Consider the following 25,419-nt stretch of genomic DNA (forward strand, 5'->3'; position numbering starts at 1 on the left):
TTATCCTCCCACATTTGAGAAGTGCTCCACTCCTTTTCTCAATATGAATCTTGATATAATATAAAAAATGATGCACCAAATCAATTGAATACAAATAATTCTCAAATAGTCTATTAATTTATATGTATCATTACTAAACATCTGAAGCGGTTCATATACTAAGTATTTAAAAGGTAATACATCTAAAAACAGACGAAAATTATTTGAAAAAAAACTTAAAGGCAATAATATTCCTGATAAAAACTGAATTACTATTTCTTTAACAGTAAGGACAAAAAATATATTTTCTAACCAAAAAGAAAGCATACCTACACAACATGATATTAAAAACCATAGAACCATAGATAGAATAATTGCAATACTTCCTAAAATAAGAATTTCAATGGTTAATAACTCATTCTTGTAATAAACACTGGAGAATAAAATGACAGGAATGATGATAAATAATAAATGAGCAAGCCTATCTCCAAGCATTTTACAAAAATAATACTTATAAAAAGTAACAGGTTTTATTAATATGCTAAAAAAATTTCCTGAATGAACATCGTCATTGATTTCCCAATCAACTGGATAAAAAACAAAATATGAAAAAATTATAGTCCCCAAATAGTATTGAACCATTGAGGTAAAATCATATCCTGCTATATTTATCTGGTTACTCTGATATATATACGTCCATAAAAATACTGATATCATAATTTGTATACTTGCCTGTAACATTAACAATAGTACACTTGATTTATAGTTCAAAATAGATCGAAATGATATCAGAATAATAGACATTTCTTTTTTCAATTGTGCTCCTTTTTTGTAAAATAGTTTTGTAAAATAATTTCTTCTAAAGAAAGATTTGATATTTCAAAATCTTCTATATCTACAAGCTTATTGATTGATTCTAATGTCTCAAAGACAAAATCTCTAGGTATTTTTAGTATACATTCCGATTTTGTTTGAGAAATGACTACTACTCCTTTAACAGAGCATAACTCTGGTACCAAATCTAATGTCATTTTTATCTTTAAATATTTAAAATCAGAAAATTTAGATAAAATAACATCCATTGACTCCTGCAAAATAATTTTTCCTTTGTCAATGACGATTAATTCGTCACAAACAGACGAAATATCATCCATATCATGACTCGTTAAAATAATAGTAGTATGACATTCTTCATTCATTTTCTTTAAAAATGTTCTGATATCTTTTTTAGACTGTATATCCAACCCTATAGTAGGCTCGTCTAAAAATAATATTTCCGGACTTGTTAAAGATGCCGCGATAAACTCCATTTTCATTTTTTGTCCAAGAGAGAGGGTCCGGACCTGCTGGTAAAGCTGATCTTTTACATTCAACAAATTGCTTAATTCCTGAATTCGTTCTTGTAAAATCGCCGGTTCTACCTCATATAAAGTACCAATCAATTGAAAATAATCCATAGCCGAAACATCTTGAAATAACTGTAATTTATTTCCTACTACTATTGAAATTTTTTTTCTAAAATTTATACTTCTTTTAAATGGAATTTCTCCATTCACTTCTAATTTTCCGGAACTAGGATAAAGAGTCCCAGTCAACATTTTAATCGTTGTGGATTTACCAGCTCCATTACTCCCAATAAAGCCAACTATACTCCCTCTCTTAATCGTAAAACTAATATCTTGAACAGCTCGAATCGTTATTTGATTACGTTTCAAAAATCTCTTGATAAATGGGAGTCTTGAATCAAAATTATAAAAATTTTTAGATAAATTCTGAGCATTAATAACTATTTCACTCATATATCTCTCCTTTCGATAAAATATATTTACTTGTACTTTTTCCATACTTTACCAAAATGCTAAAGATTGAGCTAAAATCTTCGGGATGGGTAAAATAATAGATGTTAAATATATGTCTTCGTGTACTTCTGTTATTAAATCAATAATCCTCTGACTACTCTTAGAAGATATCAAAAATTCCGACCACAACGTTTCTTATTGATTTTATAACGGTTATAGTAATCATACATTTAAAGATTCAAATTCCATAATCCATTCCTTGCTATTCATAAATTACCTCCATTTTTTATAGTCAGTCTAATATCTACAATTTTCTATATAATATTATTGTATCATTATTTTATATATTCGTATATAAATAAGACAATATTCCTCATAACTAATTTACATTAAACAGAGATAAATCAGTCAAAAATTAATTATTTAACTAACATAGCGAGCATAAATAACTTATACCTATAAAGACTTACTCCTATGATCTACTTAACCTCATAATCATCAAAATCAAAACAAATATTTAGTCAAATTTTGGTCACACTTTGGTCAAAAATTCCAAAAATACTAAGTTATTTTAGACAGACAATTCAAATTTTTATACATATTAAATACAAAATAAAATAGACCAGCTTCCTGATCTACTTTATTCTATATTCATAAAAATCAAAACAAATTTTTGGTCAAATTTTGGTCAACGTTTGGTCAAAAAAACAAAATATACTATCCTATTTTAAAAAACTAAATTGTGATGATTGCCTATAAATAAACACTTTGAATATTCTTTATGTTTCTTTACGCTTCTCAAAATGCCCCCTGCAGGAATCGAACCTGCAACTACTCCTTAGGAGGGAGTTGTTATATCCATTGAACTAAGGGAGCTAGAGAAAAACCCTGCCTTGCAGCAGAGTTTTTTCATCGAATTAACGACGGATTTCTTTGATACGAGCTGCCTTACCTTGAAGAGCACGCAAGTAGTACAATTTCGCACGACGTACTTTACCGTAACGAACAACTTCGATTTTTTCAACACGTGGAGTGTGGATTGGGAAGATACGTTCAACACCTACACCGTTAGAGATTTTACGAACTGTGTAGTTTTCTGAGATGCCAGCACCTTTACGTGCAATAACAACACCTTCAAAGATCTGAACACGTTCACGGTTTCCTTCGACAACTTTCGCGTGTACACGAACAGTGTCACCAGGACGGAATGAAGGGATATCTGTACGAAGTTGACCTTCAGTCAAGCTTTGGATTAATGGATTCATTTTATTCTCCTATCTTTGTCAATCTTGAGGAAACTTCCTCAGCGGATAAACTGTATTTTTGTGCGTCCATTACACACAAGATACAGTTTATCAAAATTCCTAGAAAAAGTAAAGAAATTTAAAGCAAAATTCCCAAAAAAATTGCAAGAAAACCAAGCAAGTAGGTTAATAATAAATAACTATAAAATGCCTTCTTGTCATTGATCAGTCTTTGGAGTTCATCATTCAAGGTTGAGAAAGTAGTCAAACCACCACAAAAACCAGTTGCAAGAATAAGATAGACTTCTTTTGACTCTACATAGTTATAGCATAATCCAATCAAAAAACAACCTAGAAGATTGGCTATGAGAGTTCCTAGAGGCAGTACTGAACCCTGATTATAACGGGAAAAGAAATAACGAACAAGAGCACCCAGTCCACAAGCAAGTGCTAGATAAAATACTACCATTTCTTCCTCCCTAAGCAATAAGCAAATAGAATCCCACCGCCGATGCTCAAAAGCAAATAGGTCACCAAACTAAGGTACCGCCCTGTGTCCAGCAATTTCACTGCATCTAATAGGAGACTAGAAAATGTCGTTAAGCCACCACAGAATCCTGTTCCAAGCGCTAGAATAGTGCCTTTACTACTTCCCTTATAAACCAGATAACCTTTTACAAGGTAGACAAGGCAAAAGATTCCTAAATAGTTGACTACTAGTGTTCCCCAAGGGAAGTCTGGACTAGATGGCAACCATCTCGAAATCTGAAAACGCACAATTCCTCCCAGCATACCAGCTAGAAAGATTCCTAGAGGGTAAAATTTTTCGTTTTTCATTTGATCGTTTTATCCTGATAATCACGTGAACGTTTGAGAATATCTGAAAAAGTCGCAACAATTGTATCTTGGTATTTTTTATTGCTGACACGACTTTTGACTTTCTCAAAGATAACTTCTTCTCTTTTAGTATCTAGAATAGGTTTTCCTGAAGCTTTTTTATAGGCAACTACTCCTTCAACTAAATGCATCCTCTCTTCTAAAAGTTGAACGATCTGGTCATCGATTTTATCGATTTCTTGTCGAATATTATCTAAATCCATAGAGTCTCCTTTTTAATTGAACTATTGTACCAAAAAAGACCTAAATAGGCTAGTAAAGTCCTAATCCTGTTTAATAAAAACTGCACTGACAATTTTCATCAGTGCACTTCATGCTTATCCTACTTTAGCAGCTAATTCTTCTGCGAATTGCTCCAAGCGTTCAATATCTTCTTCCTCGGCAGAAAGGTCAACTTTAACGCACTCTGAACCCTTTTCAGCTCCAGTAGCGATAAATACTCGGTCGAAGTCATCAACAGCTTTACAGAATTCATCGTAGAAAGTATCACCTGATCCGACTACACCATAGATTTTACCGCTCAAGTTGAGGTCTGCTAGATCTTCGTAGAAGTCCATCATCTCATCTGGAAGCTCACCATCACCGTATGTGTAGGTTGCAACGATTGCAAGATCTGCTTCTAAAAAGTCAGAAGCATCAACAGTTGTACACTCATCAACATCGACATCTAAACCTAATTCTCGTAATTTATCTGCTACAATATCAGCGATTTCTTCAGTATTTCCTGTCATACTGGCAAATACAATTTTTGCTAATGCCATAAGGTCCTCCTCAATTTATCTTCCTCCATTATATCACAGATTTTTCATTTTAAAAATAAAAACTCTTGTGCTACAATGATATGAGAAAGAATTGAGGTTATTCATGGAAATTTGCCATCAGATTTTAGAACAAATTAAAAAATACGATACAATTATTATTCACCGTCACATGAGAGCAGATCCCGATGCCTTGGGAAGTCAAGTTGGTCTCAAAGAACTGCTCCAGTATAATTTTCCTGATAAAAAGATTAAAGTTGTTGGCTATGATTTACCTACCCTAACATGGTTAGCCAAGATGGATGAGGTAGAGGATCATGAATTTGAAGGAGCACTTGCTATCATTTGTGATACAGCAAATACTGCTCGAATCGATGATAAACGTTATCTTAATGCTGAGACAATTATCAAGATTGACCACCATCCAAACGATGAAGAATATGGAGATCTGGTTTGGGTAGATACGACTTCTAGTAGTGCCAGTGAGATGGTAGCTATCTTTGCAGAGGAAACCAACCTTAAATTATCTGACCAGGCCGCTTACCTCTTGTCTGCTGGAATCATTGGTGATACTGGTCGCTTCCTCTATCCTTCAACTTCTGCTCGTACGCTTCGTATAGCGAGTCAACTGAGGGAGTATGATTTTGATTATGCTAAACTTACACGTCATATGGATACAATCAGCTATAAAATCGCCAGACTTCAAGGTTATATCTATGATCATCTGGAAGTGGATGAAAATGGAGCTGCCCGTATCCTACTAACTCATGATATTCTCCAACATTATCAGATAACGGATGCTGAAACAGCTGCTATTGTTGGTGCACCAGGCCGCATAGAAGACGTCAGCCTATGGGGAATCTTTGTAGAACAAGCTGATGGACATTATCGTGTTCGTCTACGCAGTAAATCAGTCCCTATCAATGAAGTAGCCAAAGAACATGACGGCGGGGGGCATCCACTAGCTAGCGGTGCTAATTCCTACAGCTTAGAAGAAAATGAAGTCATCTATCAGAAGTTAAAAAACTTATTGAAAAACAAATAAAAGACTTGCCAAACTTATCAGAATCTGATAGACTATTAAGGTAACAATCTATGGCTCGCAAAGAGACCATGGCAGAAAGGAAATATTGCAAAATGAAAAAAGATATCCATCCAGAATATCGCCCAGTTGTCTTCATGGACACAACTACTGGTTACCAATTCCTTAGCGGTTCAACTAAGCGCACTAACGAAACTGTTGAGTTCGAAGGTGAAACTTACCCATTGATCCGTGTGGAAATTTCATCAGACTCACACCCATTCTACACTGGACGTCAAAAGTTCACTCAAGCAGATGGACGCGTGGATCGTTTCAACAAAAAATACGGTCTCAAATAATCATAAAAAGAACAGCTTCGACTGTTCTTTTTTGTTACTTCAAATGAGGAATCAACTACCACTGCTGTTCCACTACAGGTGACTATCAGCATACAATTCTCTACTATCAGAGATTTATAGATTATCTTTACTCCATCAACAAGAACTCTGGCTCTATCCAGCATTTCTACTAAGACTTCCACTGGAACTTGTATAAACTCTCTCTGATAATAATTTGAAGGTTCTCCATAAACGTTATAAATTGAATCGCCATGTATTTTTCATATTAACCCCTGCAAGCACTTTGCCCAAGACAATTCCTTTGTATCCTAGGATTATCTTTCCTTCAATTCCGTAGTTGAAATAATCATATTATGGCTCTCCTTTAGCCTTCAGTTTAGCTTGATAGTAAGGCTTCCTATATTTTTATTAAGTATTTTTATAGCCGAACGCTATCACTACTCATATAAAAAGAAAAGACTACAAATCTTCTCTTTTTCACACTTTTAGAAAATATATATCATAAACTGAAACAAAAAAAGCCTATCGACCAAGCTATAAAGCTTGATACAATAGGCTTTTGAAACATTATTATTTAACTGCTTCTTTCATGATTTACCTCCTTATCTTAATTCATCTATGCTGATTTCTAACGCATCAGCAATTTTGGATATATTCGGCCAAGAAAGGTACTTTACCTTTCCGCTTTTCAAATCAGAAAAGAAACTACGGTTTACTCCAGACATCTTAGATAATTGATTAACATTCAAATTTCTTTCCTGCATTATTCGGTTTAATTGTTCCCACATGTTATACCTCCAAAAACACTATATGTTGTTAAACAAATATATTTAATCACAATATGTTGTACCTTTCTGCTATCTATGCTATAATCATTATTGACTAGGACCTCTCACCGTTTTAGTCAAAATTTCAACAGAAAGGAGAGGAATATGCAGAGAAAATATGTTGCATCTACTAATGTTCGTAGTGTTGGCTGGCAGGGCGGAATCTTAGAAGTTGAATTTAATAACGGTAGTATTTATCACTACCATAATGTTAGTGAATCAGAGTACAGCTCTGTCTTGATTGGATCTGTAGGCTCTAATATTCATAGACTGTCTAAACGCCATCCTTACACACGAGTAAGCTAATCCAGTAGAGTTTCATCAAGTGGGTGAAACTCTTTTGTCTGCTCTAAATAAACTCCATCCGCTGAGATAATAATCTTTGAATGAAAATCACTATTTTTAAGAGCTTTAGAATAAATCAACAAGTCTTCTAAAATAACCTTCTGCTGCTTATTGCCTTTATAATTTGTTGCTTCTTCTTCGTTCATAGTATTCCTTTCTAAATTTGGTATAATAAAATAAAAACGATTGGAGAAGCTATTATGTTGATGAAAGCGAAATATGGTAACTGGAGCAATGCTGAAGTAAATGTTACTGTAACAGATATTTGTCCTAATTGTGGTAGAGGAATAGAGCCTGTATTAAAAGATTCATCATTTTACAAAGATGAAAATAGTCACATCTTGTTTCTAACTTTATTTTGCAATTCTTGTAAATATGCTTGGGTAGATTCTTATGATTATATTTACGATTATGGGGATGTTTTTCCAAGAAATTTACACTATTACAAAGAGGTCCCATCTAAGTTTCCTAAAGAAATTTCTAAACTTTCTCCTCAAGGTGTTAAGACATATGTTCAGTCTTTACAAGCAGAGGCAGACGGTTACGACACTTTAGTAGGGATTGGTCTCAGAAAGTCTCTAGAGTTCATCATCAAAGATTTTTTAATATACAAATTCCCCGAAAAAGCTGATGAGATTAAGGCAAAACTGTTGGGAGCTGTCATTAAAGATTATATCGATGATCAGATTTTACAAAAACTCGCTCAGGCCACTTCGTGGATAGGAAATGATGAAACTCACTACGTACGAAAACATACAGACAAAGATTTACAAGATTTGAAAAAATTTTTAAATGCTACCATCCGCTTTATTGAATATCAACTAACTATTCTGGACGCTCAAAATCTTGTAGATCAGATTTAGTAAGTTTAGATTCCAATTCATCCAACTTCTCAGCAGTATACGTCACGGTCCTCAATATTTCGTTGAGGGCTGTTCTTTCTAGTTCATTCATCTTTCTTCTCCTTTCTCCTTTTACTCGCTCTATGAGCAATAGCCAGGAGAGGAATCGCACCTCTCTACGCTACCCTAGCTTGTTTAGTCTCTGTAACCTTTTCAAGAACTAAGATTGTAAGAGCCATTTCTTGAAAGTCTTTGTCGTCAAATCCGATGACGTCGCCGTAAACTCTCATGGCTGTTAGTAGTGTATTGTACAATGCGTGCATATCATCTGATGATAGTTTTTCACAATCTAGGATTTCTCCAAGTTTAAGAGAGCGTTCTCTGCGATTCTTAACTTGTAAGATTTCTTTCGCTAGTGCAATTTGTTCCTGTGTTGTAAGTCCTTTAGTCATTGTTTTTCTCCTGCTTGTTTTTGTTATTTCCTTAAGCTTGATTATATTATACTACGATTTAAATCGTATGTCAATGGTTTTTTCGATTTTTTCGTAATTTTTTCGAATTTTTTATTTACAAAATCGAAAATAAACGGTATTATATAGTAAAGAAGATAGGAGGAAAAAACATGGCAAGAGGACGAGGGAAATTAACTCCTCAAGATAAAGAGGATATGAAAGTCTTTTCCGCAAATCTTAACTCAATTTTATCTGATAGAAATTGTAAACAAGCTGAGCTATCTAGAGCGACAGGAATACCACCTAGCACATTGACAGGGTATGTAAAAGGAACTTCTTTGCCAATCCCTGGTAATGTTCAAAAAATTGCAGATTTTTTTGGAGTACCTAAATCTGTATTAGATCCTAGATTTGTAACTAATAATTCTATGGTCGATGACTCCTCTTCTAACACTTCCTCCATCCAAACCATCTACGATGAACTAAAACCTCCAAGACAAGTCAAAGTCTTAACCTATGCAGAGAGGCTACGGGATGAGCAGAGAAACGAAGAAAAAACGAAGGTAAACGAAGTGTCGGAGGCTATTCAACTCTATAGTTACGACTACTACGACCACCCAGCTTTCGCAGGCACAGGCCAGTATTTGAACGATGTACGAGTGGAACGGATTGAGTTACCAGTAGATATTGATGCTGACTTTGTCATCCCCATCAAAGGTGACTCCATGGAGCCAGACTATCACGATGGTGACTTGGTATTCATTCAGACCAGCGTAGAATTGAATAACGGTGTTATCGGCGTATTCAACTACAACGGTGATGCTTATATCAAACAGCTTGTTATCGATAAAGACCAAGCATACCTACATAGCCTAAATCCAGCCTACAAGGATATGCCAATTACACCAGAGACCGACTTCCGAATTATCGGCGAAGTCGTGGATTTGTATAGGAATTAAACGAGGTACACTGATGGAAAATACAATAGAATTAAAAGAAATTATAGAAAATATAAAAAAAGAAATCCCTGTTTTAGATTCTTCTACTGATTATTGGCTAGTGCGTGCTAACTCTGGAGAATATTATACGGATTTTAATCTAAATGGTTATATAGGTATTGGATGGAATGAGATTACCCTTACAGATATTAGACGAGCAGATAATAACTCAAATGTATTAAAAGAAATTTTAAAAGAAAAACTAACATTTCAAGATGACTTAGAACCGTCCGAAAACAAGTATGGTATCACTGCAGGACAACTACTTCGTTTTGTAAATAACATCAAAAGGAATGATATCGTTGTTGTCCCATCTGAAGGATCTGAACGATTTTTAGTCGGTAAAGTTACTGGACCACTCTATGAACTTGATCAATTCCAACTCGAACAATATAAAAGCGAAGAGTTGACGCATAGTCGATCTGACTTTGCAAAAAGGTGGAAAGTCCATTGGTTAGGATGGTTTAATCGTTCTGATGCAGACAGCGCATTGTATAAAATGATCTATTCTCATGCAACACTATCAAATATAAATGATTATAAACCGTTCATTAACCGCGCACTTTTCCCTTGTTATATTGAAGACGAAAAACTATATATTAGCTACCATGTAACAGAAGAAAAAGATATTCAAGGGGTATATTTAGGTCAATTTGTTTATCAATATTCTCTATTAACAAGGTTACTTTTCCCTGAAACACGAGTAGATTCAAAAATAAACGTACAATCCGATGGTATAATAGAACTTATTACACACACTGTAAATTACGGACTTATAATTTCAGCGATACTTAGTGGAGCAATTGTTCTGACAAGTGGGGGAAAATTAAAGTTTATGGGATTAGAACTAGAAGTTCCGGGATTAATAAATACATATCAAGGGTATCAAAAAAATAAACTCGAACGGATTAAGCAAGCAAAAGAACTAGCTGACGAACTTGGTGTACCAATATCTGAACTAGGAATTCGCATCCCAAGAAAACTAACAACTGCTATTGAAAACCAACAAATTGTAAAACAGGCTTCTAGTAATCCACCAGGGGAGTCTGGAGAATAAAAAAAGTCTAACATCAGTTAGACTCGAAAGAAATAAATTTTTTTAATAAAAATGTGACAAGTACAGTTATTGCTATTGAAAGATAGCTATTTGTGATGTAAATCGTAGTTATAGAGAAAAAAATCTTGAAAATTAAGAGAAATAGAAATATTGATACTATAAAATCTTTTAATTTTGTTTTTAACATATTTTTCTCCTCTCTCTTTTTAAATAATTATAACATAAACAAGCAAAAACAGCTGTTTCCAAAATGGAAAAAGTTCAAATAAAAAAATCCCCACGCTCTCAAACTTTGGCGACTCTGAGTGTGTATAGAGAGAAATAAAATGAATAAAGAAAATCCATATTTTGAACAAACCAAACAAAACTACATAGAAGTTGAAAAACTCTATAAACTTGGTAAAGCAAAACATACATCTTCTAAATACAGATTTCTGGCACCAGCAGTTAAAAGACAATCCGAACAATTCTTATTTGAAGCCAAAACTCAAAAAAGAAAATATTGGAAATTCAGCCGTGGCTCTCTAGTGTTCGTAGAGTTTGGTGTGAATATAGGCGGAGAATTATCGAATAATCATTGGGCGATTGTCTTAGACAAAGTAGATAGTCCTTATAAAAAAACACTCACAGTAATTCCTCTAACATCTAAAAATCAAATAGATACTGTACTCATAGACGAAATTATTGCGGAATATCCTACTATTTTACTTGATGAATATATTGAAAAATTACACAAAGAATTATTTGCCTACCTAAAATATTTAGATTCCAATAATGCAATTACCGAAGCTGCCTTATCGGATGTCTACCAAGCTTACACAGAGCAATTTTCAAACGAAATAATTCAACCTAAGATAATAGATGACGACAACCTTAAACGAACACAATCAGAAATGGCTGACGTTATTGAATTAACTCAATACTATAAAAAATACATTAAGCGTTCTTATGCTAAGTGTAATAACCTTCAAACAATCAGCAAAGATAGAATTTTAAAGAAAAATAGATTAGATCCAATCGGAAAAATGAAAGTATCTGATAACACATTGGACAAAATTAACGAGAAGTTAAAAGAATTATACCTTTTCTAATCTCTTGACTTTTTTTTATAATTATATTACAATACAGCTATCAGGAGTTTAGCTCCATAAAGTTTACATTTGGATTTTAGATCCATAACGTGATGGTAGCCGTATTTGATACGGCTACTTTTCTTTTTATATTCTAGTAAACATAAGTCTTTAGAATAAGTTGACGTTTGACAGAAATTAAATAATACAGTAAAATGGAGATAATTAAAGAAAAAGTGTCAGTAACTCTACGGGGTCTGATGCGGAAGAAGTCTTCTCCATTTACTTGGAGGAGGCTTTTTTTGAAACTATTTAAAACATTGAAATTGAAATTGTCTCCAAGTTAGAAACAGTTGCTTGACAGAAATTAAAAAAAGAAATACACTAAGAATGTAAAAAAGCCTTGTTCGTCAAGGATAAAATCGTCTGGTGTACTTCTAAGAGGTACACCTTATTTTATTATCTGACGAGCTGACAACTGTTTCTAAAATGGAAACAACTCAAAAAATCCCCACACTCGCCATCGCCAAACTTTGAGTGTGAGGATATTCTGGATAGTAAAAGGCATTAAAAAGCCCTCTTTACTATACCCATTTTATCAAAAAAGTGAGGTAAACGCAATGTGGGTAGAACAACATAAAAGTGGAAAAGTAAATTTTATTGAGAGGTATAAAAATCCTTACACCGAAAAATGGGCTAGAGTTTCAGTACTTATGGAAAAAGACACTCCTCGCATCCGAAAAGAAGCTCAAAAACAACTTGAAATCAAGATAGCAAATATTCTAAGAGACCTGGAAAGCTCAGAAATGCTTTTTACGGAGCTTTTCGACCAGTGGTGGGCATTCTACCAGCAAGAGATTAAACGTTCTTCTATCGCTTCCTTAAGTGGCAATATCAAGGAAATAAAATCTGATTTTGGGGTAGGGATAAAAGTTTCTAAAATTGATCCAAAATACGTTCAAAATTATCTAGATAAACTCGACTGCTCCAGAAATAAAAAAGAACGGAACAAGTCCATGCTCAATCTTGCTTTTGATTATGCTGTGGATCTTGGCATTATCAAGGACAATCCAGCTAGAAGAGCTAAACTACCAAGGGTTTAAAAATCTTTGGAAGATTGGAAAAAAGTAGAACAAAAATATCTTGAGGAAGATGAAATCAAAATACTTCTAAAAGAATTGTATCGAAGGCCTAGCACCTATCGGATTGGACTGCTTTCTGAATTTATGAGTCTAAATGGTTGCCGTATTGGGGAAGCCGTTGGGATTGAACCGCATAACGTTGATTATGAATCTAACATCCTGCAACTTCATGGAACCTACGACCACACAAATGGATATCAGAAAGGTGAGAAGACATCGCCCAAAACCCTGGCATCCTATCGTGAAACCGTCATGACTACTCGTGAAAAAGAAATTTTAGAAGAGATGGAATTCATGAATGAACTAGAGAAGAATACCAATCCTCGCTATAAAGACATGGGCTTCATCTTTACAACAAAAAATGGAGTGCCTTTGCAAACAAACTCTTTTAACCTGGCTCTAAAAAAAGCTAATGAAAGACTTGAAACACCAATCCAGAAAAACCTTACTAGTCACATATTCCGTCACACGCTTGTAAGCCGACTTGCTGAAAACAATGTACCACTCAAGGCTATTATGGATCGTGTAGGCCACTCAGACGCTAAAACAACCACTCAAATCTATACTCATATTACCAAACAAATGAAATCAACCGTTGCAGATGTCATGGAAAAGTATTAGTCTTTGCCCCAAAAATGCCCCAAAGCAAACAAAAAAGCCTATTGACCAAGCTATAAAGCTTGATACAATAGGCTTTTGAAACATTATTATTTAACTGCTTCTTTAAGAGCTTTACCAGCTTTAAATGCTGGAACTTTAGAAGCTTTGATTTTGATTTCTTTACCAGTTTGTGGGTTGCGACCTTTACGAGCTGCACGTTCACGAACTTCAAAGTTACCGAAACCAATCAATTGAACTTTTTCACCAGCAGCAAGGAATTCAGTTACTGCTTTGAAAACAGCATCAACTGCTACTGCTGAATCTTTTTTAGTCAATTCTGTAGCTTCTGCTACTTTAGCGATCAAATCTTGTTTGTTTGCCATGTTAATGAATCCTCCAAATTATTTCTGATTAACAAATATAATCATAACCTAAAATTCCTTCTAGGTCAAGTCAAAAATAGCTTTTATTTGATTTTTCTCTATTTTTTAGGGATTATACCTAATTAAAATAGCCCATGCATTTTCACCTGTATGAGTCTGGATAATAGATCCTGTTTCTAAAACTGAAATTGGCTTCTCTACATATGGTTGCAAAAGGGATTTCATCTCATTAGCCCAGTCACTTGTACCAGCATATGAAATACCAATTTCTGCTACTGAACGATTAGAAATAGTAGCGATTAACTCCTCCAGCCATTTTTTAAAAGTCTTAGCCCCACGACCTTTGACAATTGGTTGAAGTTCGTGGTTTTTCATCTGCATCACTACTCTGATGTTAAGAAGAGAACTTAATAGACCAGTAACACGCCCAATACGTCCACCTTTTACAAGGTTTTCTAAAGTAGATACACCAATGTAAAGCTCGGTATGTTGCTTGACTTCTTCTATATGAGCTAGGATTGTTTCTAAATCTTTTCCTTCTTGAGCCAATCTAGCTGCTTCAACAACTTGAAACTTCAAAGCCTGATCTGTAAAGGAACTATCAAGAACTGTCACATCTGCTGTCGATAAGCTAGCACCCTGACGAGCTGCTTCTACAGTTCCTGATAAGGCATGGGACATATGGATAGCCAAAATCTGACTACCATCCTTGCTTAAGTCATCAAAGACCTCAGCAAAGAGTCCAACTGGAGGTTGACTTGTCTTTGGAAGATTCTTACTCTCTTGCATCAAGCGAAGGAACTCTCCTTCTTTTAAGTCAGCATCAGAATAAAGAACACTATCAATCATGACAGAAAGAGGTACTACTGTAATATTTAGCTCTTTGACTAGTTCTGGCTCGATGGTAACAGAAGAATCTGTTACAATTTTAACTTGTGTCATATGTCTATTCTTTCTAAATCATATTTAAAATAATTTAATTCAATTTAACTATCTCAATTATACCAAAAAAGAGTAAAATTTCATACTCTATCCACTTAATTTTCAGCATTTCTCTAAGGATTTTACTATTAACAAAAAATAACCGCCATTATATGACGATTATAGTAGCTGATTTAAAAAAGTTGGTTATAGAACTCTTGCATCTGCAAATCATCTGGTACTAATTTTAAATAATGTGGAATATACTCTTTAGCTTCTTCTATGTGCCCTAACTCTCGAAGTAAATAGATATACTCTTCTAAAAATTCCGGATTGTCCTTCAGTTCTGGGACGAGTTCCTGATAGGACTCATAGCTCGCATCTAAGTCTTCTAATTCTTGCTGGCTACGAGCAATGAGCCACTTAGTCAAGAGATTTTCAGGCTCATACACTGTTAGAGCAAGAATATCATCATAACGTTCTTGCTCTTGGAAGAGAGTTGCCAAGCGTAATAAGATTTCTTCCTGATCTTCTGCATCCTCTTGTGCCTGTAACAAATAAGATTCAGCTTGCTCTGGGTCATGCAATTCATAAGATAATTGGGAAGCAAATAGTAACAATCTTGTCTCAAAAGGATTTTTTTCCAGCCCCTGCTTTGCAATCTCTAAAGCTTGCTCTGTCTGGTGTTCCTTATGAAGGGCTTGGCTGTATCCATACTCATAGCCCTCAAAGTCTGGAGAGATGGTATCTAACTGCTTAAAGTATAGAACTGCTTTTTGATAGTCCTCTTGATCAAAGTAGAGGTTTGCAAGTTCATAGGCAGTTTGATCATCGTATTCTAACTCTAAAGCTTTTTCCAAAAACTCAAGAGCTGACTCAAATTTTCCAAGACGGGCATAGGCAAGTCCAATTCGTTGATAAGTTGAAATGCCTGTCTGCTCATATATGTCCCGATTGTCGAGTTGAGCATAGCCTTTAATGGCTTCCAAATCATTTCCTAGCTCGCTATCAAGTTCCGCTAGTCCAAATATCAGGAGTGGGTCATCTGAATAGCTACGAGCCTCTAAGAGCTTCTCACGCGCTACATCTGTTAAACCTTCCAGTTGGTATAAGTCCGCTTTTAATACAAGAGCTGATAAATACCAATCACTCTCAGGACCAATCTTTTCTAAATATTCAAAAGCTTCTTCGATTTGACCATCTTCGCTAGCAATTGAGGCCAAGCTAAGATTGACTTCTGGAAATACTGGAGCCAATTTTTCATAGATTTGTCTAGCTTGAGGATAAAAACCAATCCCCTCAAGATAAGAAGCCAGTTCTAATAGAATCTCATCTGAATCCTCATCTACTGCTTTTTGAAAATAAGAATCTGCCTTGGCTAAATCTTGCTGGTCTAGAGCCTCAAGCATTTTTTGACTATTGTTCACTCTCAACCTCCTCAACTCTATCATACAGAGCAGATACTGATTTGTACCATTCAAAAATAGCTGAAATCACAACTTTAGCAGAGGCATAGATTGGAATACCGAGTAAGACACCCCAAATACCAAACATGGACCCTGAAGTTAAAAGGACAAAGAGAATGGTTATAGGATGAATATTGAGCTGGCTTCCTAAAATTAGTGGTGATACAAAACGCCCCTCAATAGTTTGCTCTACGATAAAGACAATGATAACTTTTAGGAGCATAACCGGTCCTGCTATCAAACCTAAAACTAAAGCAGGAATCATAGCCAAGAAACTTCCTAGATAAGGTACTAGATTCAAGACACCTGCTGAAATCCCTAAAGTAACTGCGTAACGTAGACCGATAATCTTGAAGAAGATGATAAACATGATAGCAACAATAACTGCTACCGTGATTTGACCTCGTACATAGTTAGAAAGTTGCTGATTAACATCTGTTAGAATTTTTCCGACAGGCTCTCTAAATTTGGTTGGTAAAAATTGAGTAATATGATCTCGAAGACCTTTCCCATCCCGAAGCAAATAAAAGAGCATGAAAGGCATGATAATCAAAGCAACAATGACTTGAGATGTAGCACTGATAAGAGCGCTCAACCAGTTTACTGCCCTTGAAGAGATGTCGCTAGCCCAGCTTGTCGCTTGGCTTGAAAAATTCGCTAAAACCTGCTCCAATTGCGGACGAAAATCATCCGGTAAACGCTTGGTCACCAAATCGTTAATAACCTTGTCAGCATCTTTCAAGTAACTTGGAACGTTCCGGGCAAAGGTAACTACTTGATGTTGCAGATTTGGAATAGCTACTGCTAAGCCCCAAATCAATAGAATTGCAATAACGACAAAGATGATGCTAATGGCTAAAACACGGTTAATTTTGTATTTTTCCATTAAATCTACTAGAGGATTTAAAAGATAGAAAAGTAATCCGGATAAGATAACCGGCAACATAACTACTGATAAAAAATCCAAAACTGGTAAAAACAGAAAACTGATTTTACTCAAAATAAAAATATTAAGGCCTAATAACAAAGTCACTAAGAAAAATGTGACAGCCTTGTTATCTAAAAACCATTTAAAAAACCAGGATAAATTAAACTGTTTCTCTTTTTGTTCCATATCTATTTCCTTTCCTTATCCTAATATTATACCATTTAAAACTAAAAATGATGTTTTTTAAAAGTGCTTTCAAATAAAGAAAACAGGTAAAGTGTATTTCTTATTAAAATATCTTTAAACATAAGTATCTAGTTAGACTTTTTCATGCAAATGAGTTTTTGTGATATAATAGTAGCATCTTTATATCGAGGTATGTACATGAAAGAAACTGTTTATTTTGGGACCTACACTCGTCGTGTTTCCCAAGGAATATATAAAGCTGATTTTGATACAAAAACTGGACGGTTATCTAATCTAGAATTATTTGCTAAAGAGCCAAGTCCAACCTATCTTGCCTTTGATCAGAAGGACCACCTCTACACAGTCGGTAGCAAAGATGGTCAAGGTGGAATTGCCGCTTATCAGACTGATGGTAGCTTGCTGAATCACGTTGTTGAAGAGGGTGCTCCCCACTGCTACGTTGCAGTAGATGAAAAAAGAAATCTAGTCTATGGAGCCAATTATCACAAGGGGCAAGTCTTGGTATACAAACGCCAAGAAGATGGTAGCCTGGTCTTAGCTGATAAGGTTCAACACCAAGGACATGGTCCTCATGAAAACCAAGCTTCTCCTCACGTTCACTTTGCTGACCTGACTCCTGACCAATATCTGGTTACTTGTGACTTAGGTACTGACCAAGTCATTACCTACGACATTGACCAGGAAGGAAGACTAAGTGAGCTCTTTACCTACCATAGCCAGCCAGGAGCAGGTTCTCGTCATATCGTATTCCATAATCACTATAAGATTGCTTATCTGATTTGTGAACTTAATAGCACTATTGAAGTTTTGATTTACGATGGCGTTGGTGAATTTGAGTGCATGCAGACCATCTCAACTCTACCAGAGGGATTTAATGAATTTAACGCTACTGCTGCTATTCGTCTCTCAAAAGATGGTAAATATCTTTATGCATCCAATCGTGGACATGATTCGATTGCAGTTTATAGTATTCTTGCAGATGGAAGTTTAGAATTGCTTGAATTTGTTCCTACAAATGGTAAAACTCCACGAGATTTTGATCTCTCACCTGACCAAGAATTTCTGATTGTTGTTCATCAGGACTCTGATAGTGCTACAGTCTTTAAGCGCAATCCTGAAACTGGAAGACTGGCAGAACTCTCTAATGAATTTCATGTTCCTGAAGCAGTCTGCATAAGTTTCACTAAATAAGAAATAATAAAAAATGAACTTGTTAAATCAAGTTCATTTTTTATTTTATAATTTATTTCCGACATTGATACGGTTAATAGCACGTTGCAATGCAATTTTAGCGCGGCGTTCTTGGTCGATTAAGTGTTTGTCTTGAGCTTCTTCAATTTCACGTTCTGCACGAAGTTTAGCACGTTCTGCACGACTAACATCAATATCGCGCGCACGTTCAGCTGAGTCAGCAATAATGGTAATGACATTATTAGCAATCTCAATGATTCCTCCGTTTACTGCAATCCAGTTCACATGAGTATCATCATCGATGCGTTTAACCTTTACTTCATCAACTGCTAGAACCGCAATCATATTTTCATGTCGTGGCAAGATCCCCATCTCACCATCCAGAGTTCGTACCGATACAAAGCTGGCATGGTGATCATAGACGAGGCCATCTGGTGTCACGATCTGGACAGTTAAATGTGCCATAGATCACCTCTTAAAATCCCATTTTTTCAGCCTTAGCAATAACGTCTTCGATTGAACCTACTCCACGGAAGGCATCTTCTGGCAAATGATCGTGTTTACCGTCAAGAATTTCCTTGAAGCCACGAACAGTTTCAGCTACTGGAACATAAGATCCTGGTTGACCTGTAAATTGTTCCGCAACGTTGAAGTTTTGTGACAAGAAGAACTGAATACGGCGTGCACGAGCAACCAAAGTCTTTTCTTCATCAGAAAGTTCATCCATACCAAGGATGGCGATGATATCTTGTAACTCATGGTAACGTTGAAGCACACGTTTCACTTCCGCAGCTACTGCATAGTGCTCTTCTCCAACAATTTCAGGTGCCAAGGCACGTGAGCTTGAAGCAAGTGGGTCAACGGCTGGGTAGATACCCAATTGAACCAATTTACGTTCCAAGTTAGTTGTTGAGTCCAAGTGAGCAAAAGCTGTTGCTGGCGCTGGGTCAGTATAGTCATCCGCTGGTACGTAGATGGCTTGGATAGAGGTTACAGAACCCTTCTTGGTTGACGTGATACGTTCTTGCAATTGACCCATTTCTGTTGCGAGGGTTGGCTGGTAACCAACGGCTGAAGGCATACGGCCCAAGAGGGCAGACACTTCTGAACCTGCTTGAGTGAAACGGAAAATGTTGTCAATGAAAAGAAGAACGTCTTGGCCTTCTACATCACGGAAGTACTCAGCGATTGTCAAACCAGTAAGGGCAACACGCATACGTGCTCCTGGTGGCTCATTCATCTGACCAAATACCATGGCTGTTTTCTCAATAACGCCTGATTCCTTCATTTCCCAGTAAAGGTCATTCCCTTCACGAGTACGTTCCCCAACACCAGTAAATACTGAGATCCCACCGTGTTCTTGGGCAATGTTGTGAATCAATTCTTGGATCAATACGGTTTTACCAACTCCGGCACCACCGAAGAGTCCGACCTTACCACCTTTAAGGTAAGGAGCAAGAAGGTCAATAACCTTAATTCCTGTTTCCAAGATTTCAGAAGACGTAGACAATTCGTCAAAAGTTGGTGCTTTTTTATGGATTGGCTGACGCTCTGCATCTTCCCCGAAAGGAGCTTCCAAGTCAATGGTATCTCCCAAAACGTTGAAGACACGTCCTAAAGTTTCTTTCCCAACTGGTACAGAGATTGGACGCCCTGTGTCCAATACTTCCAATCCGCGGGTCAAGCCATCGGTTGATTCCATGGCGATGGTACGCACCATACCATCTCCCAATTCCAAGGCTACTTCAAGGACGATTTTCGTTTTTCTTTCGTCATTTTTGTAGACGACAAGTGCATTGTTAATCTCAGGTAGTTTTTCACCTGCTGCAAACTGTACGTCTACAACGGGTCCAATAACCTGAGCAATTTTACCTGAACTCATCTCCTTCTCCTATTCTGTATAAGATACTGTCGGTTCCTAGATTTACTAGGGCCTAAGTTCATTTTATGACCAGCAAGGCAAGACCTTATTCTAAGGCGCTGGCTCCTGCTACGATTTCTGTAATTTCTTGTGTAATCGCCGCCTGTCTAGCACGGTTATACTGAATTGTCAAATCATTAATAACTTTTTTAGCATTATCTGTCGCTGTTTGCATAGCCGTCATACCCGCAGCATTTTCAGCGGTCTTGGCATCAATAATAGCTCCATAAATCATACTTTCAGCAAACTGAGGCAATAATTGATCCAAAATTTCTTCACGACTTGTTTCAAACTCGAAGAATAAGCTATAGTTTTCATCTGCTTCATTTGGGTCCAAGTCCACAATCGGAAGCATTTGTTCCACACGCATTTGGCTTGTCAAGGTGTTGACATGATGGTTATAGCAGACATAGAGTTCATCAAAAACTTCATTTTGATACATTTCAATAGCTTTTGAAATAATCTTACGAACTTCATCAAAACTAGGCTGGTCGGCTAATCCACGTAATTCATAGATTGGTTGAATGCCACGAGCCTTAAAGAAGTCTGCCCCAGTACCACCGATACAGATAACTTCAAAATCATCACCTGATGGATGGTATTCCTGTTGAAGTTCCATGACCGTTTTTAAGATGGACGAGTTATACCCTCCAACTAAACCACGATCTGACGTAATGACGATGTAGGCAGTTTTCTTAACTGGGCGACTAATCAACATTGGATTAGTTGACTCCCCAGCACCGTCTCCATGAAGGATGTCCGTCAGAAGTTTACGGACTTTCTGGGCATAGACCTGAAAATTACGAGCGGCTTCTTCCGAGCGCCCTAACTTAGCTGCCGATACCATTTGCATGGCATTGGTGATTTGACTAGTATTTTTTGTTGAGGCGATTTTTGTTTTAATATCATTTAGAGATACTGCCATCTGACACCTCTATTCTTATTGGAAGCTCGATTGATTGAGAAACTCTGTAATCGCAGCATCCAAGACTGCTTCTTCTGGCAAGTCTTTTGTATCACGAATGGTTTCCAAAATCTCTGGATGTTGTGCATCAAAGAAGGCATGGAACTCTTCCTCAAAACGAACAATATCGTCGACTGGAACAGTATCCAAGAAACCATGAGTCAAGGCATAAAGAATGGTTACTTGTTTCTCAACAGGTAATGGCTTGTGAACAGGTTGTTTCAAGACCTCAACAGTACGACGACCACGATTCAATTTAGCCTGAGTAGCTGCATCCAAGTCAGAACCAAACTTAGTGAAAGCTTCTAACTCTCGGTATGAGGCAAGGTCGATACGAAGAGTACCGGCAACTTTCTTCATCGCTTTGATTTGAGCAGATCCACCAACACGCGATACAGATGAACCCGCATCGATAGCTGGACGAATACCCGCATTAAAGAGGCCATCTCCGAGGAAGATTTGTCCATCTGTGATAGAGATTACGTTCGTCGCGATATAAGCTGAGATATCTCCTGCTTGTGTCTCGATAAATGGTAGGGCTGTGATTGATCCACCACCAAGCTCATCGGAAACTTTAGCTGAACGCTCAAGCAGACGGCTGTGAAGGTAGAAGACATCTCCTGGGAAGGCTTCACGCCCTGGAGGTCGACGAAGCAAGAGAGACAGTTCACGATAAGCTACTGCTTGTTTTGAAAGATCATCATAAACAATCAACACATGCTTACCTTGATACATGAATTCTTCTGCCATAGCAACCCCAGCATATGGTGCGAGGTAGAGCAAGGGAGAAGGTTGTGATGCTGATGCTGTTACAACAATAGTATAGTCCAATGCTCCATACTGACGAAGTGTTTCTACTTGCGTACGAACTGTTGATTCTTTTTGACCAATCGCTACATAGATACAAATCATATCTTGCCCCTTTTGGTTCAAGATAGTATCGATAGCAATGGTTGTTTTCCCTGTCTGACGGTCACCGATAATCAACTCACGTTGACCACGGCCGATTGGAACAAGGGCATCAATAGCTTTCAAACCTGTTTGCAATGGTTCTGAAACAGACTTACGTTGCATAACACCAGGAGCTGGTGCTTCAACCGGGCGAGTCCTGTCTGTGTTAATTGGTCCCAAACCATCCACTGGACGACCTAGCGGATCCACAACACGTCCAATTAAGCTATCACCAACAGGAACTTCCATGATCTTACCCGTACGACGAATTGTATCGCCTTCACGAATATCTGTAAAGTCTCCAAGAATGATAATACCAACATCAGTCGACTCTAAGTTTTGCGCCATACCATAAGAGCCATTTTCAAAAATCAACAGCTCACCACTCATGGCATTTTCAAGACCATGAGCACGCGCAATCCCGTCACCGATATAGGTTACAACACCTGTTTCAGTCACATCAAAATTGGGTTTGAAATTTTCAATTTGTTGCTTAATTAAAGCGCTGATTTCTTGTGCGTTAATTGCCAAAAGAACACCACTTTCTATTTCAAATTTTCTTTAACAACTTTAAGTTGTTGTTTAATACTGGCATCAATTGTCTTGTGATTAGCAAAAATGACAAAACCACCGATTAGACTATTGTCGATTTTTTCCTTAATGCTACGAACTTTTAAAGACATCTTCTTCTCGATTAGAGGAAGTAGACGTTCTTTCTGATCATCAGTCAAAGGATGTGCAGACAAAATAGTCACTTCAAAACGATTGGTTTCTTTTTCAAGCCGATTCAAGCAATCCACAATCACATCGTAAAATAAGTTGCTTCTATGATTATAAGAAAGGACCTGAATCAGGTTTTGCAATAAAGGTGATACAGAATCTTGGAAGAAAGCAATCGCTTTTTCCTTGTCAGATTCATCAACTGCCACTTGCGCTAAAAAAGAAGGTAAACCTGTTTCTTCAGCGACTTGCTTGATTTGAGACAAGTCTGAAAAAATAGAGTCTTCTTCTCCTTTTTCAATCACTAATTGGACAAAAGGCATGCTGTATTTTTCAATTACCTTTTGAGTCTTCTTGTCCATTAAGCTTCTCCTAGCTGATCGATATACTGATCAATGAGTTCTTTATGGGCTTGACTGTCAAGGTTTTGTGTGATGATTTTACCAGCTAGACTAATAGTCAAGTCTGCTACTTCACCCTTAACGCTTTGCAAAGCTTCTGCTTTGTTTTGAGCAATTTCTTGGTTGGCTTTATCTTTTAAACGACCTGCTTCAAGTTTAGCCTCAGCTAAGATATCAGCTTTACTTTTCTCAGCTGTTTCCTTTGCGTTTTCGATAATCGTTTTAGCTTCTTTACGACTACCTGCTAACTCAGCTTCTCGCTTGCTAGCTAGTTCCTCAGCCTTCTTACGGGCTATCTCTGCTCCGTCAATATCATTGGCAATTTTTTCAGCACGAGCATCCAAAACACTACTAATATTTCCCCAAGCATATTTCTTTACTAAAAAGATTAATAAAAGGAAGGAACCAGCGATCAGAATAAAGTCACCAATAATGGTACTAATAGTTAAATCCATCTTCTAATCCTCCTCTACTTATTCTTCCCCTTCATTTATTTTCTTACCAATGTACATAGATGACAACATGGTAAACACATAAGCCTGAATACATGAAATGAAAATAGAAAATGCTGTCCATAGCATGTTTCCAATAAAGGCTATAGGATACCAATAGAAGGCATGTTGTGCCAGAGCTAATAATAATCCCGCCAAAACCTCACCGGCAAAAATATTTCCGTAGATCCGAATTGCTAGAGAAGCAAAATTGGTGAACTCTTCTAAAAGGTTCATCGGAGTCATAAAGCCAGGTGTAGCGAATGCTTTCAAATATTCTTTAAAACCTCTACGACGAACTCCTTCTACATGGGCAATCAAGGTGATTAACAATGAGAGGGATAAATCGTATCCGAGGTTGGCAGTTGGGGAAGTCCACAAGTTATAACCGTTGGTTGTTTGTATCTTTGCCATCAAGCCAATATTATTGGCTACCAAGATAAACATAAAAAGAGAAAACAGAAACAAGGAATAATCCTTGATGTAATGCTCTCCAATATTTCCCTTGGAAAAACTGATCACAAAATCATAAATCATCTCAAGTGCATTTTGTTTACCCTTGGGACGAATGGACATTTTGCGACTTGTCCAGTAGACAAAGGCAAAAACCATCAAAACAGTTACAAGAGACATGGCTAGTAGGGTCAAATCAAAGGATACTGGTCCAATATTTATTGTTGGATTCACACTTTCTTCCAAGGTTTGACACCTCCTTTTCTAAATAGAGCGGTCTATTTAATGACGAATGCCATCGCCAAAGTTACAAAGAAGGTACCCTCTACAAAAGCAATACCAAGAATCAAAAGGCTACGTAATTGATCAATAATTTCAGGTTGACGTGCAGCAGATTTGAAAAGATTACTAATAATCAAGCCTTCAGCAACTGATACACCAAAACAGGCAAAACAAAGACCTAAAAATGTTAAATTCATGATGAATTCTCCTTAATAATTTAAATTTACCTCTTAAGTTTAGACCTAAAATTAGCTTTTGTCAAATTTTTACTAACTTTGTAAGCGTTTCGAATCGTTTGTTTCTATTTTTACGATTTTCAAGACAATTATATAGAAAATTTTATTGTCTATTCATATCACTTTCACTACCTTTCCTTGTTTTCTGAAAACAAAAAACCGAGTTTTACAACTCGGATTTGTCAGTTCTTATCTGAAATAAATTGAGTAATGATTTTGACAAGCTGGATTGAATGCAGTATTACAAAATGGACAAGTGCCCGTCTCTGTATACTCCTCATACGTTAGTGTTCTCCCACAGGATCCACATAAGATAGGTCTATCCTCTTTTAGATTTAAAGGATATGGAGAAAATATGTGCGACTCCAGTTCATTATGACACTGATAACAAGCATAGTATTTCTGACACTCATAGCACTGTAAGGCTACTATATCCTTATCACCATGGTAATGAACACATTTGCTTTCATGATCTACTAGTAAGCCTTGAGCTTGAACCATTAATTTTTCCTTA

31 protein-coding genes, 1 tRNA gene and 1 pseudogene are annotated in these 25,419 nt (G+C 36.5%); 9 read left to right on the forward strand and 24 right to left on the reverse strand.

What is annotated here, in order from left to right:
* The 8 genes from QM941_RS04445 to QM941_RS04480 form a co-directional block, all read right to left on the reverse strand.
* Positions 1 to 795: an ABC transporter permease gene (locus QM941_RS04445; RefSeq protein ID WP_003013825.1), complete on the reverse strand. Its 795-nt coding sequence runs from the start codon at positions 793 to 795 to the stop codon at positions 1 to 3.
* On the reverse strand, positions 792 to 1,778 hold the full coding sequence (locus QM941_RS04450) for an ATP-binding cassette domain-containing protein (RefSeq protein WP_003010129.1): 987 nt from the start codon (positions 1,776 to 1,778) through the stop codon (positions 792 to 794). Before QM941_RS04450 ends, QM941_RS04445 begins: the two co-directional genes overlap by 4 nt.
* 804 nt (positions 1,779 to 2,582) lie before the next feature.
* A tRNA-Arg gene (locus QM941_RS04455) sits at positions 2,583 to 2,654 on the reverse strand.
* 41 nt (positions 2,655 to 2,695) lie between these two features.
* On the reverse strand, positions 2,696 to 3,043 hold the full coding sequence (gene rplS, locus QM941_RS04460; protein WP_001068670.1) for a 50S ribosomal protein L19: 348 nt from the start codon (positions 3,041 to 3,043) through the stop codon (positions 2,696 to 2,698).
* Between the two features lie 118 nt (positions 3,044 to 3,161).
* Positions 3,162 to 3,491 (reverse strand): fluoride efflux transporter CrcB, encoded by a 330-nt coding sequence (crcB, locus tag QM941_RS04465; protein ID WP_414339261.1) that lies wholly within the window; start codon positions 3,489 to 3,491, stop codon positions 3,162 to 3,164.
* The gene (gene crcB / locus QM941_RS04470) at positions 3,485 to 3,859 is read right to left on the reverse strand and encodes a fluoride efflux transporter CrcB (protein WP_414339263.1); all 375 of its coding nucleotides are present in this window, start codon (positions 3,857 to 3,859) and stop codon (positions 3,485 to 3,487) included. Before crcB (QM941_RS04470) ends, crcB (QM941_RS04465) begins: the two co-directional genes overlap by 7 nt.
* On the reverse strand, positions 3,856 to 4,122 hold the full coding sequence (locus QM941_RS04475) for a chorismate mutase (RefSeq protein ID WP_414339265.1): 267 nt from the start codon (positions 4,120 to 4,122) through the stop codon (positions 3,856 to 3,858). The genes crcB (QM941_RS04470) and QM941_RS04475 overlap by 4 nt, the downstream gene beginning before the upstream one ends.
* A 114-nt stretch (positions 4,123 to 4,236) precedes the next feature.
* On the reverse strand, positions 4,237 to 4,680 hold the full coding sequence (locus QM941_RS04480; protein ID WP_414339266.1) for a flavodoxin: 444 nt from the start codon (positions 4,678 to 4,680) through the stop codon (positions 4,237 to 4,239).
* Between the two features lie 103 nt (positions 4,681 to 4,783).
* On the opposite strand from QM941_RS04480, the gene QM941_RS04485 reads away from it, so the two are divergent.
* Together QM941_RS04485 and QM941_RS04490 are read left to right on the forward strand one after the other, a co-directional pair.
* Positions 4,784 to 5,722 (forward strand): DHH family phosphoesterase, encoded by a 939-nt coding sequence (locus QM941_RS04485; protein WP_414339267.1) that lies wholly within the window; start codon positions 4,784 to 4,786, stop codon positions 5,720 to 5,722.
* A 92-nt stretch (positions 5,723 to 5,814) separates the two neighbouring features.
* Positions 5,815 to 6,057, forward strand: a complete 243-nt coding sequence (locus tag QM941_RS04490; protein ID WP_096408869.1) for a type B 50S ribosomal protein L31 — start codon at positions 5,815 to 5,817, stop codon at positions 6,055 to 6,057.
* 602 nt (positions 6,058 to 6,659) lie between these two features.
* On the opposite strand, the gene QM941_RS04495 is transcribed toward QM941_RS04490, so the two are convergent.
* Positions 6,660 to 6,845: a helix-turn-helix domain-containing protein gene (locus QM941_RS04495; protein WP_414339269.1), complete on the reverse strand. Its 186-nt coding sequence runs from the start codon at positions 6,843 to 6,845 to the stop codon at positions 6,660 to 6,662.
* Between the two features lie 144 nt (positions 6,846 to 6,989).
* Here QM941_RS04495 and QM941_RS04500 point away from each other — a divergent pair, with 144 nt between their 5' ends.
* Entirely contained in the window at positions 6,990 to 7,190 is a 201-nt protein-coding gene (locus QM941_RS04500; protein ID WP_414339270.1) for a KTSC domain-containing protein, read from the forward strand.
* Here QM941_RS04500 and QM941_RS04505 read toward each other — a convergent pair.
* Complete coding sequence (locus QM941_RS04505; RefSeq protein WP_414339271.1) at positions 7,187 to 7,375, reverse strand: hypothetical protein; 189 nt, start codon at positions 7,373 to 7,375, stop codon at positions 7,187 to 7,189. The genes QM941_RS04500 and QM941_RS04505 overlap by 4 nt on opposite strands.
* A gap of 60 nt (positions 7,376 to 7,435) precedes the next feature.
* Between QM941_RS04505 and QM941_RS04510 the strand changes: the two genes are divergently transcribed.
* Positions 7,436 to 8,092: a hypothetical protein gene (locus QM941_RS04510; protein ID WP_414339272.1), complete on the forward strand. Its 657-nt coding sequence runs from the start codon at positions 7,436 to 7,438 to the stop codon at positions 8,090 to 8,092.
* Positions 8,093 to 8,247: 155 nt separating this feature from the next.
* Here QM941_RS04510 and QM941_RS04515 read toward each other — a convergent pair whose 3' ends face one another.
* Positions 8,248 to 8,523 carry a hypothetical protein gene (locus tag QM941_RS04515; protein ID WP_414339274.1) on the reverse strand — a complete coding sequence of 92 codons (276 nt, stop codon included), beginning with the start codon at positions 8,521 to 8,523 and terminating at the stop codon, positions 8,248 to 8,250.
* A gap of 170 nt (positions 8,524 to 8,693) precedes the next feature.
* Between QM941_RS04515 and QM941_RS04520 the strand changes: the two genes are divergently transcribed.
* From QM941_RS04520 to QM941_RS04535, 4 genes and pseudogenes are all read left to right on the forward strand, one after another.
* Positions 8,694 to 9,482: an XRE family transcriptional regulator gene (locus QM941_RS04520; RefSeq protein WP_414339276.1), complete on the forward strand. Its 789-nt coding sequence runs from the start codon at positions 8,694 to 8,696 to the stop codon at positions 9,480 to 9,482.
* 13 nt (positions 9,483 to 9,495) lie between these two features.
* The gene (locus tag QM941_RS04525) at positions 9,496 to 10,578 is read left to right on the forward strand and encodes a hypothetical protein (protein ID WP_414339278.1); all 1,083 of its coding nucleotides are present in this window, start codon (positions 9,496 to 9,498) and stop codon (positions 10,576 to 10,578) included.
* 326 nt (positions 10,579 to 10,904) lie between these two features.
* Entirely contained in the window at positions 10,905 to 11,669 is a 765-nt protein-coding gene (locus QM941_RS04530; RefSeq protein ID WP_414339279.1) for a hypothetical protein, read from the forward strand.
* Positions 11,670 to 12,268: 599 nt separating this feature from the next.
* Positions 12,269 to 13,411: pseudogene (locus QM941_RS04535) on the forward strand (tyrosine-type recombinase/integrase).
* Positions 13,412 to 13,497: 86 nt separating this feature from the next.
* On the opposite strand, the gene QM941_RS04540 reads toward QM941_RS04535, so the two are convergent.
* From QM941_RS04540 to QM941_RS04555, 4 genes are all read right to left on the reverse strand, one after another.
* Complete coding sequence (locus tag QM941_RS04540; protein ID WP_414339280.1) at positions 13,498 to 13,773, reverse strand: HU family DNA-binding protein; 276 nt, start codon at positions 13,771 to 13,773, stop codon at positions 13,498 to 13,500.
* A gap of 105 nt (positions 13,774 to 13,878) precedes the next feature.
* A complete protein-coding gene (locus QM941_RS04545) occupies positions 13,879 to 14,715 on the reverse strand; it encodes a DegV family protein (RefSeq protein WP_414339281.1) in 837 nt (278 codons plus the stop codon).
* A 173-nt stretch (positions 14,716 to 14,888) separates the two neighbouring features.
* Positions 14,889 to 16,121: a tetratricopeptide repeat protein gene (locus tag QM941_RS04550; RefSeq protein ID WP_414339282.1), complete on the reverse strand. Its 1,233-nt coding sequence runs from the start codon at positions 16,119 to 16,121 to the stop codon at positions 14,889 to 14,891.
* Positions 16,111 to 17,274, reverse strand: a complete 1,164-nt coding sequence (locus QM941_RS04555) for an AI-2E family transporter (protein WP_414339283.1) — start codon at positions 17,272 to 17,274, stop codon at positions 16,111 to 16,113. The genes QM941_RS04550 and QM941_RS04555 overlap by 11 nt, the downstream gene beginning before the upstream one ends.
* A gap of 198 nt (positions 17,275 to 17,472) precedes the next feature.
* On the opposite strand from QM941_RS04555, the gene QM941_RS04560 reads away from it, so the two are divergent.
* On the forward strand, positions 17,473 to 18,486 hold the full coding sequence (locus QM941_RS04560; protein ID WP_414339284.1) for a lactonase family protein: 1,014 nt from the start codon (positions 17,473 to 17,475) through the stop codon (positions 18,484 to 18,486).
* Between the two features lie 45 nt (positions 18,487 to 18,531).
* On the opposite strand, the gene QM941_RS04565 is transcribed toward QM941_RS04560, so the two are convergent.
* From QM941_RS04565 to QM941_RS04605, 9 genes are all read right to left on the reverse strand, one after another.
* Positions 18,532 to 18,951 carry a F0F1 ATP synthase subunit epsilon gene (locus QM941_RS04565; protein ID WP_006148659.1) on the reverse strand — a complete coding sequence of 140 codons (420 nt, stop codon included), beginning with the start codon at positions 18,949 to 18,951 and terminating at the stop codon, positions 18,532 to 18,534.
* Between the two features lie 10 nt (positions 18,952 to 18,961).
* Positions 18,962 to 20,368: a F0F1 ATP synthase subunit beta gene (gene atpD, locus QM941_RS04570; RefSeq protein ID WP_414339285.1), complete on the reverse strand. Its 1,407-nt coding sequence runs from the start codon at positions 20,366 to 20,368 to the stop codon at positions 18,962 to 18,964.
* An 85-nt stretch (positions 20,369 to 20,453) separates the two neighbouring features.
* A complete protein-coding gene (locus QM941_RS04575) occupies positions 20,454 to 21,332 on the reverse strand; it encodes a F0F1 ATP synthase subunit gamma (protein ID WP_414339287.1) in 879 nt (292 codons plus the stop codon).
* A gap of 15 nt (positions 21,333 to 21,347) precedes the next feature.
* Positions 21,348 to 22,853 carry a F0F1 ATP synthase subunit alpha gene (gene atpA / locus QM941_RS04580; protein WP_414339288.1) on the reverse strand — a complete coding sequence of 502 codons (1,506 nt, stop codon included), beginning with the start codon at positions 22,851 to 22,853 and terminating at the stop codon, positions 21,348 to 21,350.
* 14 nt (positions 22,854 to 22,867) lie between these two features.
* Positions 22,868 to 23,404: a F0F1 ATP synthase subunit delta gene (locus QM941_RS04585; protein ID WP_414339289.1), complete on the reverse strand. Its 537-nt coding sequence runs from the start codon at positions 23,402 to 23,404 to the stop codon at positions 22,868 to 22,870.
* Positions 23,404 to 23,898 (reverse strand): F0F1 ATP synthase subunit B, encoded by a 495-nt coding sequence (gene atpF, locus QM941_RS04590; RefSeq protein ID WP_414339291.1) that lies wholly within the window; start codon positions 23,896 to 23,898, stop codon positions 23,404 to 23,406. Before atpF ends, QM941_RS04585 begins: the two co-directional genes overlap by 1 nt.
* Before the next feature lie 18 nt (positions 23,899 to 23,916).
* The gene (gene atpB, locus QM941_RS04595; RefSeq protein ID WP_414339292.1) at positions 23,917 to 24,633 is read right to left on the reverse strand and encodes a F0F1 ATP synthase subunit A; all 717 of its coding nucleotides are present in this window, start codon (positions 24,631 to 24,633) and stop codon (positions 23,917 to 23,919) included.
* Between the two features lie 32 nt (positions 24,634 to 24,665).
* Positions 24,666 to 24,866: a F0F1 ATP synthase subunit C gene (locus tag QM941_RS04600; protein ID WP_414339294.1), complete on the reverse strand. Its 201-nt coding sequence runs from the start codon at positions 24,864 to 24,866 to the stop codon at positions 24,666 to 24,668.
* Between the two features lie 228 nt (positions 24,867 to 25,094).
* Entirely contained in the window at positions 25,095 to 25,406 is a 312-nt protein-coding gene (locus QM941_RS04605) for a CHY zinc finger protein (protein ID WP_414339296.1), read from the reverse strand.
* Positions 25,407 to 25,419: the final 13 nt, after the last annotated feature.

The organism is Streptococcus timonensis, assembly GCF_047460355.1.
In the GTDB taxonomy this organism is placed as follows: domain Bacteria; phylum Bacillota; class Bacilli; order Lactobacillales; family Streptococcaceae; genus Streptococcus; species Streptococcus timonensis_A.

Excerpts from the sequence above, each read along its gene's own strand:
- QM941_RS04450 (WP_003010129.1), bottom strand. The coding sequence starts at position 1,778 with ATGAGTGAAATAGTTATTAATGCTCAGAATTTATCTAAAAATTTTTAT.
- rplS (WP_001068670.1), bottom strand. The coding sequence starts at position 3,043 with ATGAATCCATTAATCCAAAGCTTGACTGAAGGTCAACTTCGTACAGAT.
- crcB (WP_414339261.1), bottom strand. The coding sequence starts at position 3,491 with ATGGTAGTATTTTATCTAGCACTTGCTTGTGGACTGGGTGCTCTTGTT.
- crcB (WP_414339263.1), bottom strand. The coding sequence starts at position 3,859 with ATGAAAAACGAAAAATTTTACCCTCTAGGAATCTTTCTAGCTGGTATG.
- QM941_RS04475 (WP_414339265.1), bottom strand. The coding sequence starts at position 4,122 with ATGGATTTAGATAATATTCGACAAGAAATCGATAAAATCGATGACCAG.
- QM941_RS04480 (WP_414339266.1), bottom strand. The coding sequence starts at position 4,680 with ATGGCATTAGCAAAAATTGTATTTGCCAGTATGACAGGAAATACTGAA.
- QM941_RS04485 (WP_414339267.1), top strand. The coding sequence starts at position 4,784 with ATGGAAATTTGCCATCAGATTTTAGAACAAATTAAAAAATACGATACA.
- QM941_RS04490 (WP_096408869.1), top strand. The coding sequence starts at position 5,815 with ATGAAAAAAGATATCCATCCAGAATATCGCCCAGTTGTCTTCATGGAC.
- QM941_RS04495 (WP_414339269.1), bottom strand. The coding sequence starts at position 6,845 with ATGTGGGAACAATTAAACCGAATAATGCAGGAAAGAAATTTGAATGTT.
- QM941_RS04500 (WP_414339270.1), top strand. The coding sequence starts at position 6,990 with ATGCAGAGAAAATATGTTGCATCTACTAATGTTCGTAGTGTTGGCTGG.
- QM941_RS04505 (WP_414339271.1), bottom strand. The coding sequence starts at position 7,375 with ATGAACGAAGAAGAAGCAACAAATTATAAAGGCAATAAGCAGCAGAAG.
- QM941_RS04510 (WP_414339272.1), top strand. The coding sequence starts at position 7,436 with ATGAAAGCGAAATATGGTAACTGGAGCAATGCTGAAGTAAATGTTACT.
- QM941_RS04515 (WP_414339274.1), bottom strand. The coding sequence starts at position 8,523 with ATGACTAAAGGACTTACAACACAGGAACAAATTGCACTAGCGAAAGAA.
- QM941_RS04520 (WP_414339276.1), top strand. The coding sequence starts at position 8,694 with ATGGCAAGAGGACGAGGGAAATTAACTCCTCAAGATAAAGAGGATATG.
- QM941_RS04525 (WP_414339278.1), top strand. The coding sequence starts at position 9,496 with ATGGAAAATACAATAGAATTAAAAGAAATTATAGAAAATATAAAAAAA.
- QM941_RS04530 (WP_414339279.1), top strand. The coding sequence starts at position 10,905 with ATGAATAAAGAAAATCCATATTTTGAACAAACCAAACAAAACTACATA.
- QM941_RS04540 (WP_414339280.1), bottom strand. The coding sequence starts at position 13,773 with ATGGCAAACAAACAAGATTTGATCGCTAAAGTAGCAGAAGCTACAGAA.
- QM941_RS04545 (WP_414339281.1), bottom strand. The coding sequence starts at position 14,715 with ATGACACAAGTTAAAATTGTAACAGATTCTTCTGTTACCATCGAGCCA.
- QM941_RS04555 (WP_414339283.1), bottom strand. The coding sequence starts at position 17,274 with ATGGAACAAAAAGAGAAACAGTTTAATTTATCCTGGTTTTTTAAATGG.
- QM941_RS04560 (WP_414339284.1), top strand. The coding sequence starts at position 17,473 with ATGAAAGAAACTGTTTATTTTGGGACCTACACTCGTCGTGTTTCCCAA.
- QM941_RS04565 (WP_006148659.1), bottom strand. The coding sequence starts at position 18,951 with ATGGCACATTTAACTGTCCAGATCGTGACACCAGATGGCCTCGTCTAT.
- atpD (WP_414339285.1), bottom strand. The coding sequence starts at position 20,368 with ATGAGTTCAGGTAAAATTGCTCAGGTTATTGGACCCGTTGTAGACGTA.
- QM941_RS04575 (WP_414339287.1), bottom strand. The coding sequence starts at position 21,332 with ATGGCAGTATCTCTAAATGATATTAAAACAAAAATCGCCTCAACAAAA.
- QM941_RS04585 (WP_414339289.1), bottom strand. The coding sequence starts at position 23,404 with ATGGACAAGAAGACTCAAAAGGTAATTGAAAAATACAGCATGCCTTTT.
- atpF (WP_414339291.1), bottom strand. The coding sequence starts at position 23,898 with ATGGATTTAACTATTAGTACCATTATTGGTGACTTTATTCTGATCGCT.
- QM941_RS04600 (WP_414339294.1), bottom strand. The coding sequence starts at position 24,866 with ATGAATTTAACATTTTTAGGTCTTTGTTTTGCCTGTTTTGGTGTATCA.
- QM941_RS04605 (WP_414339296.1), bottom strand. The coding sequence starts at position 25,406 with ATGGTTCAAGCTCAAGGCTTACTAGTAGATCATGAAAGCAAATGTGTT.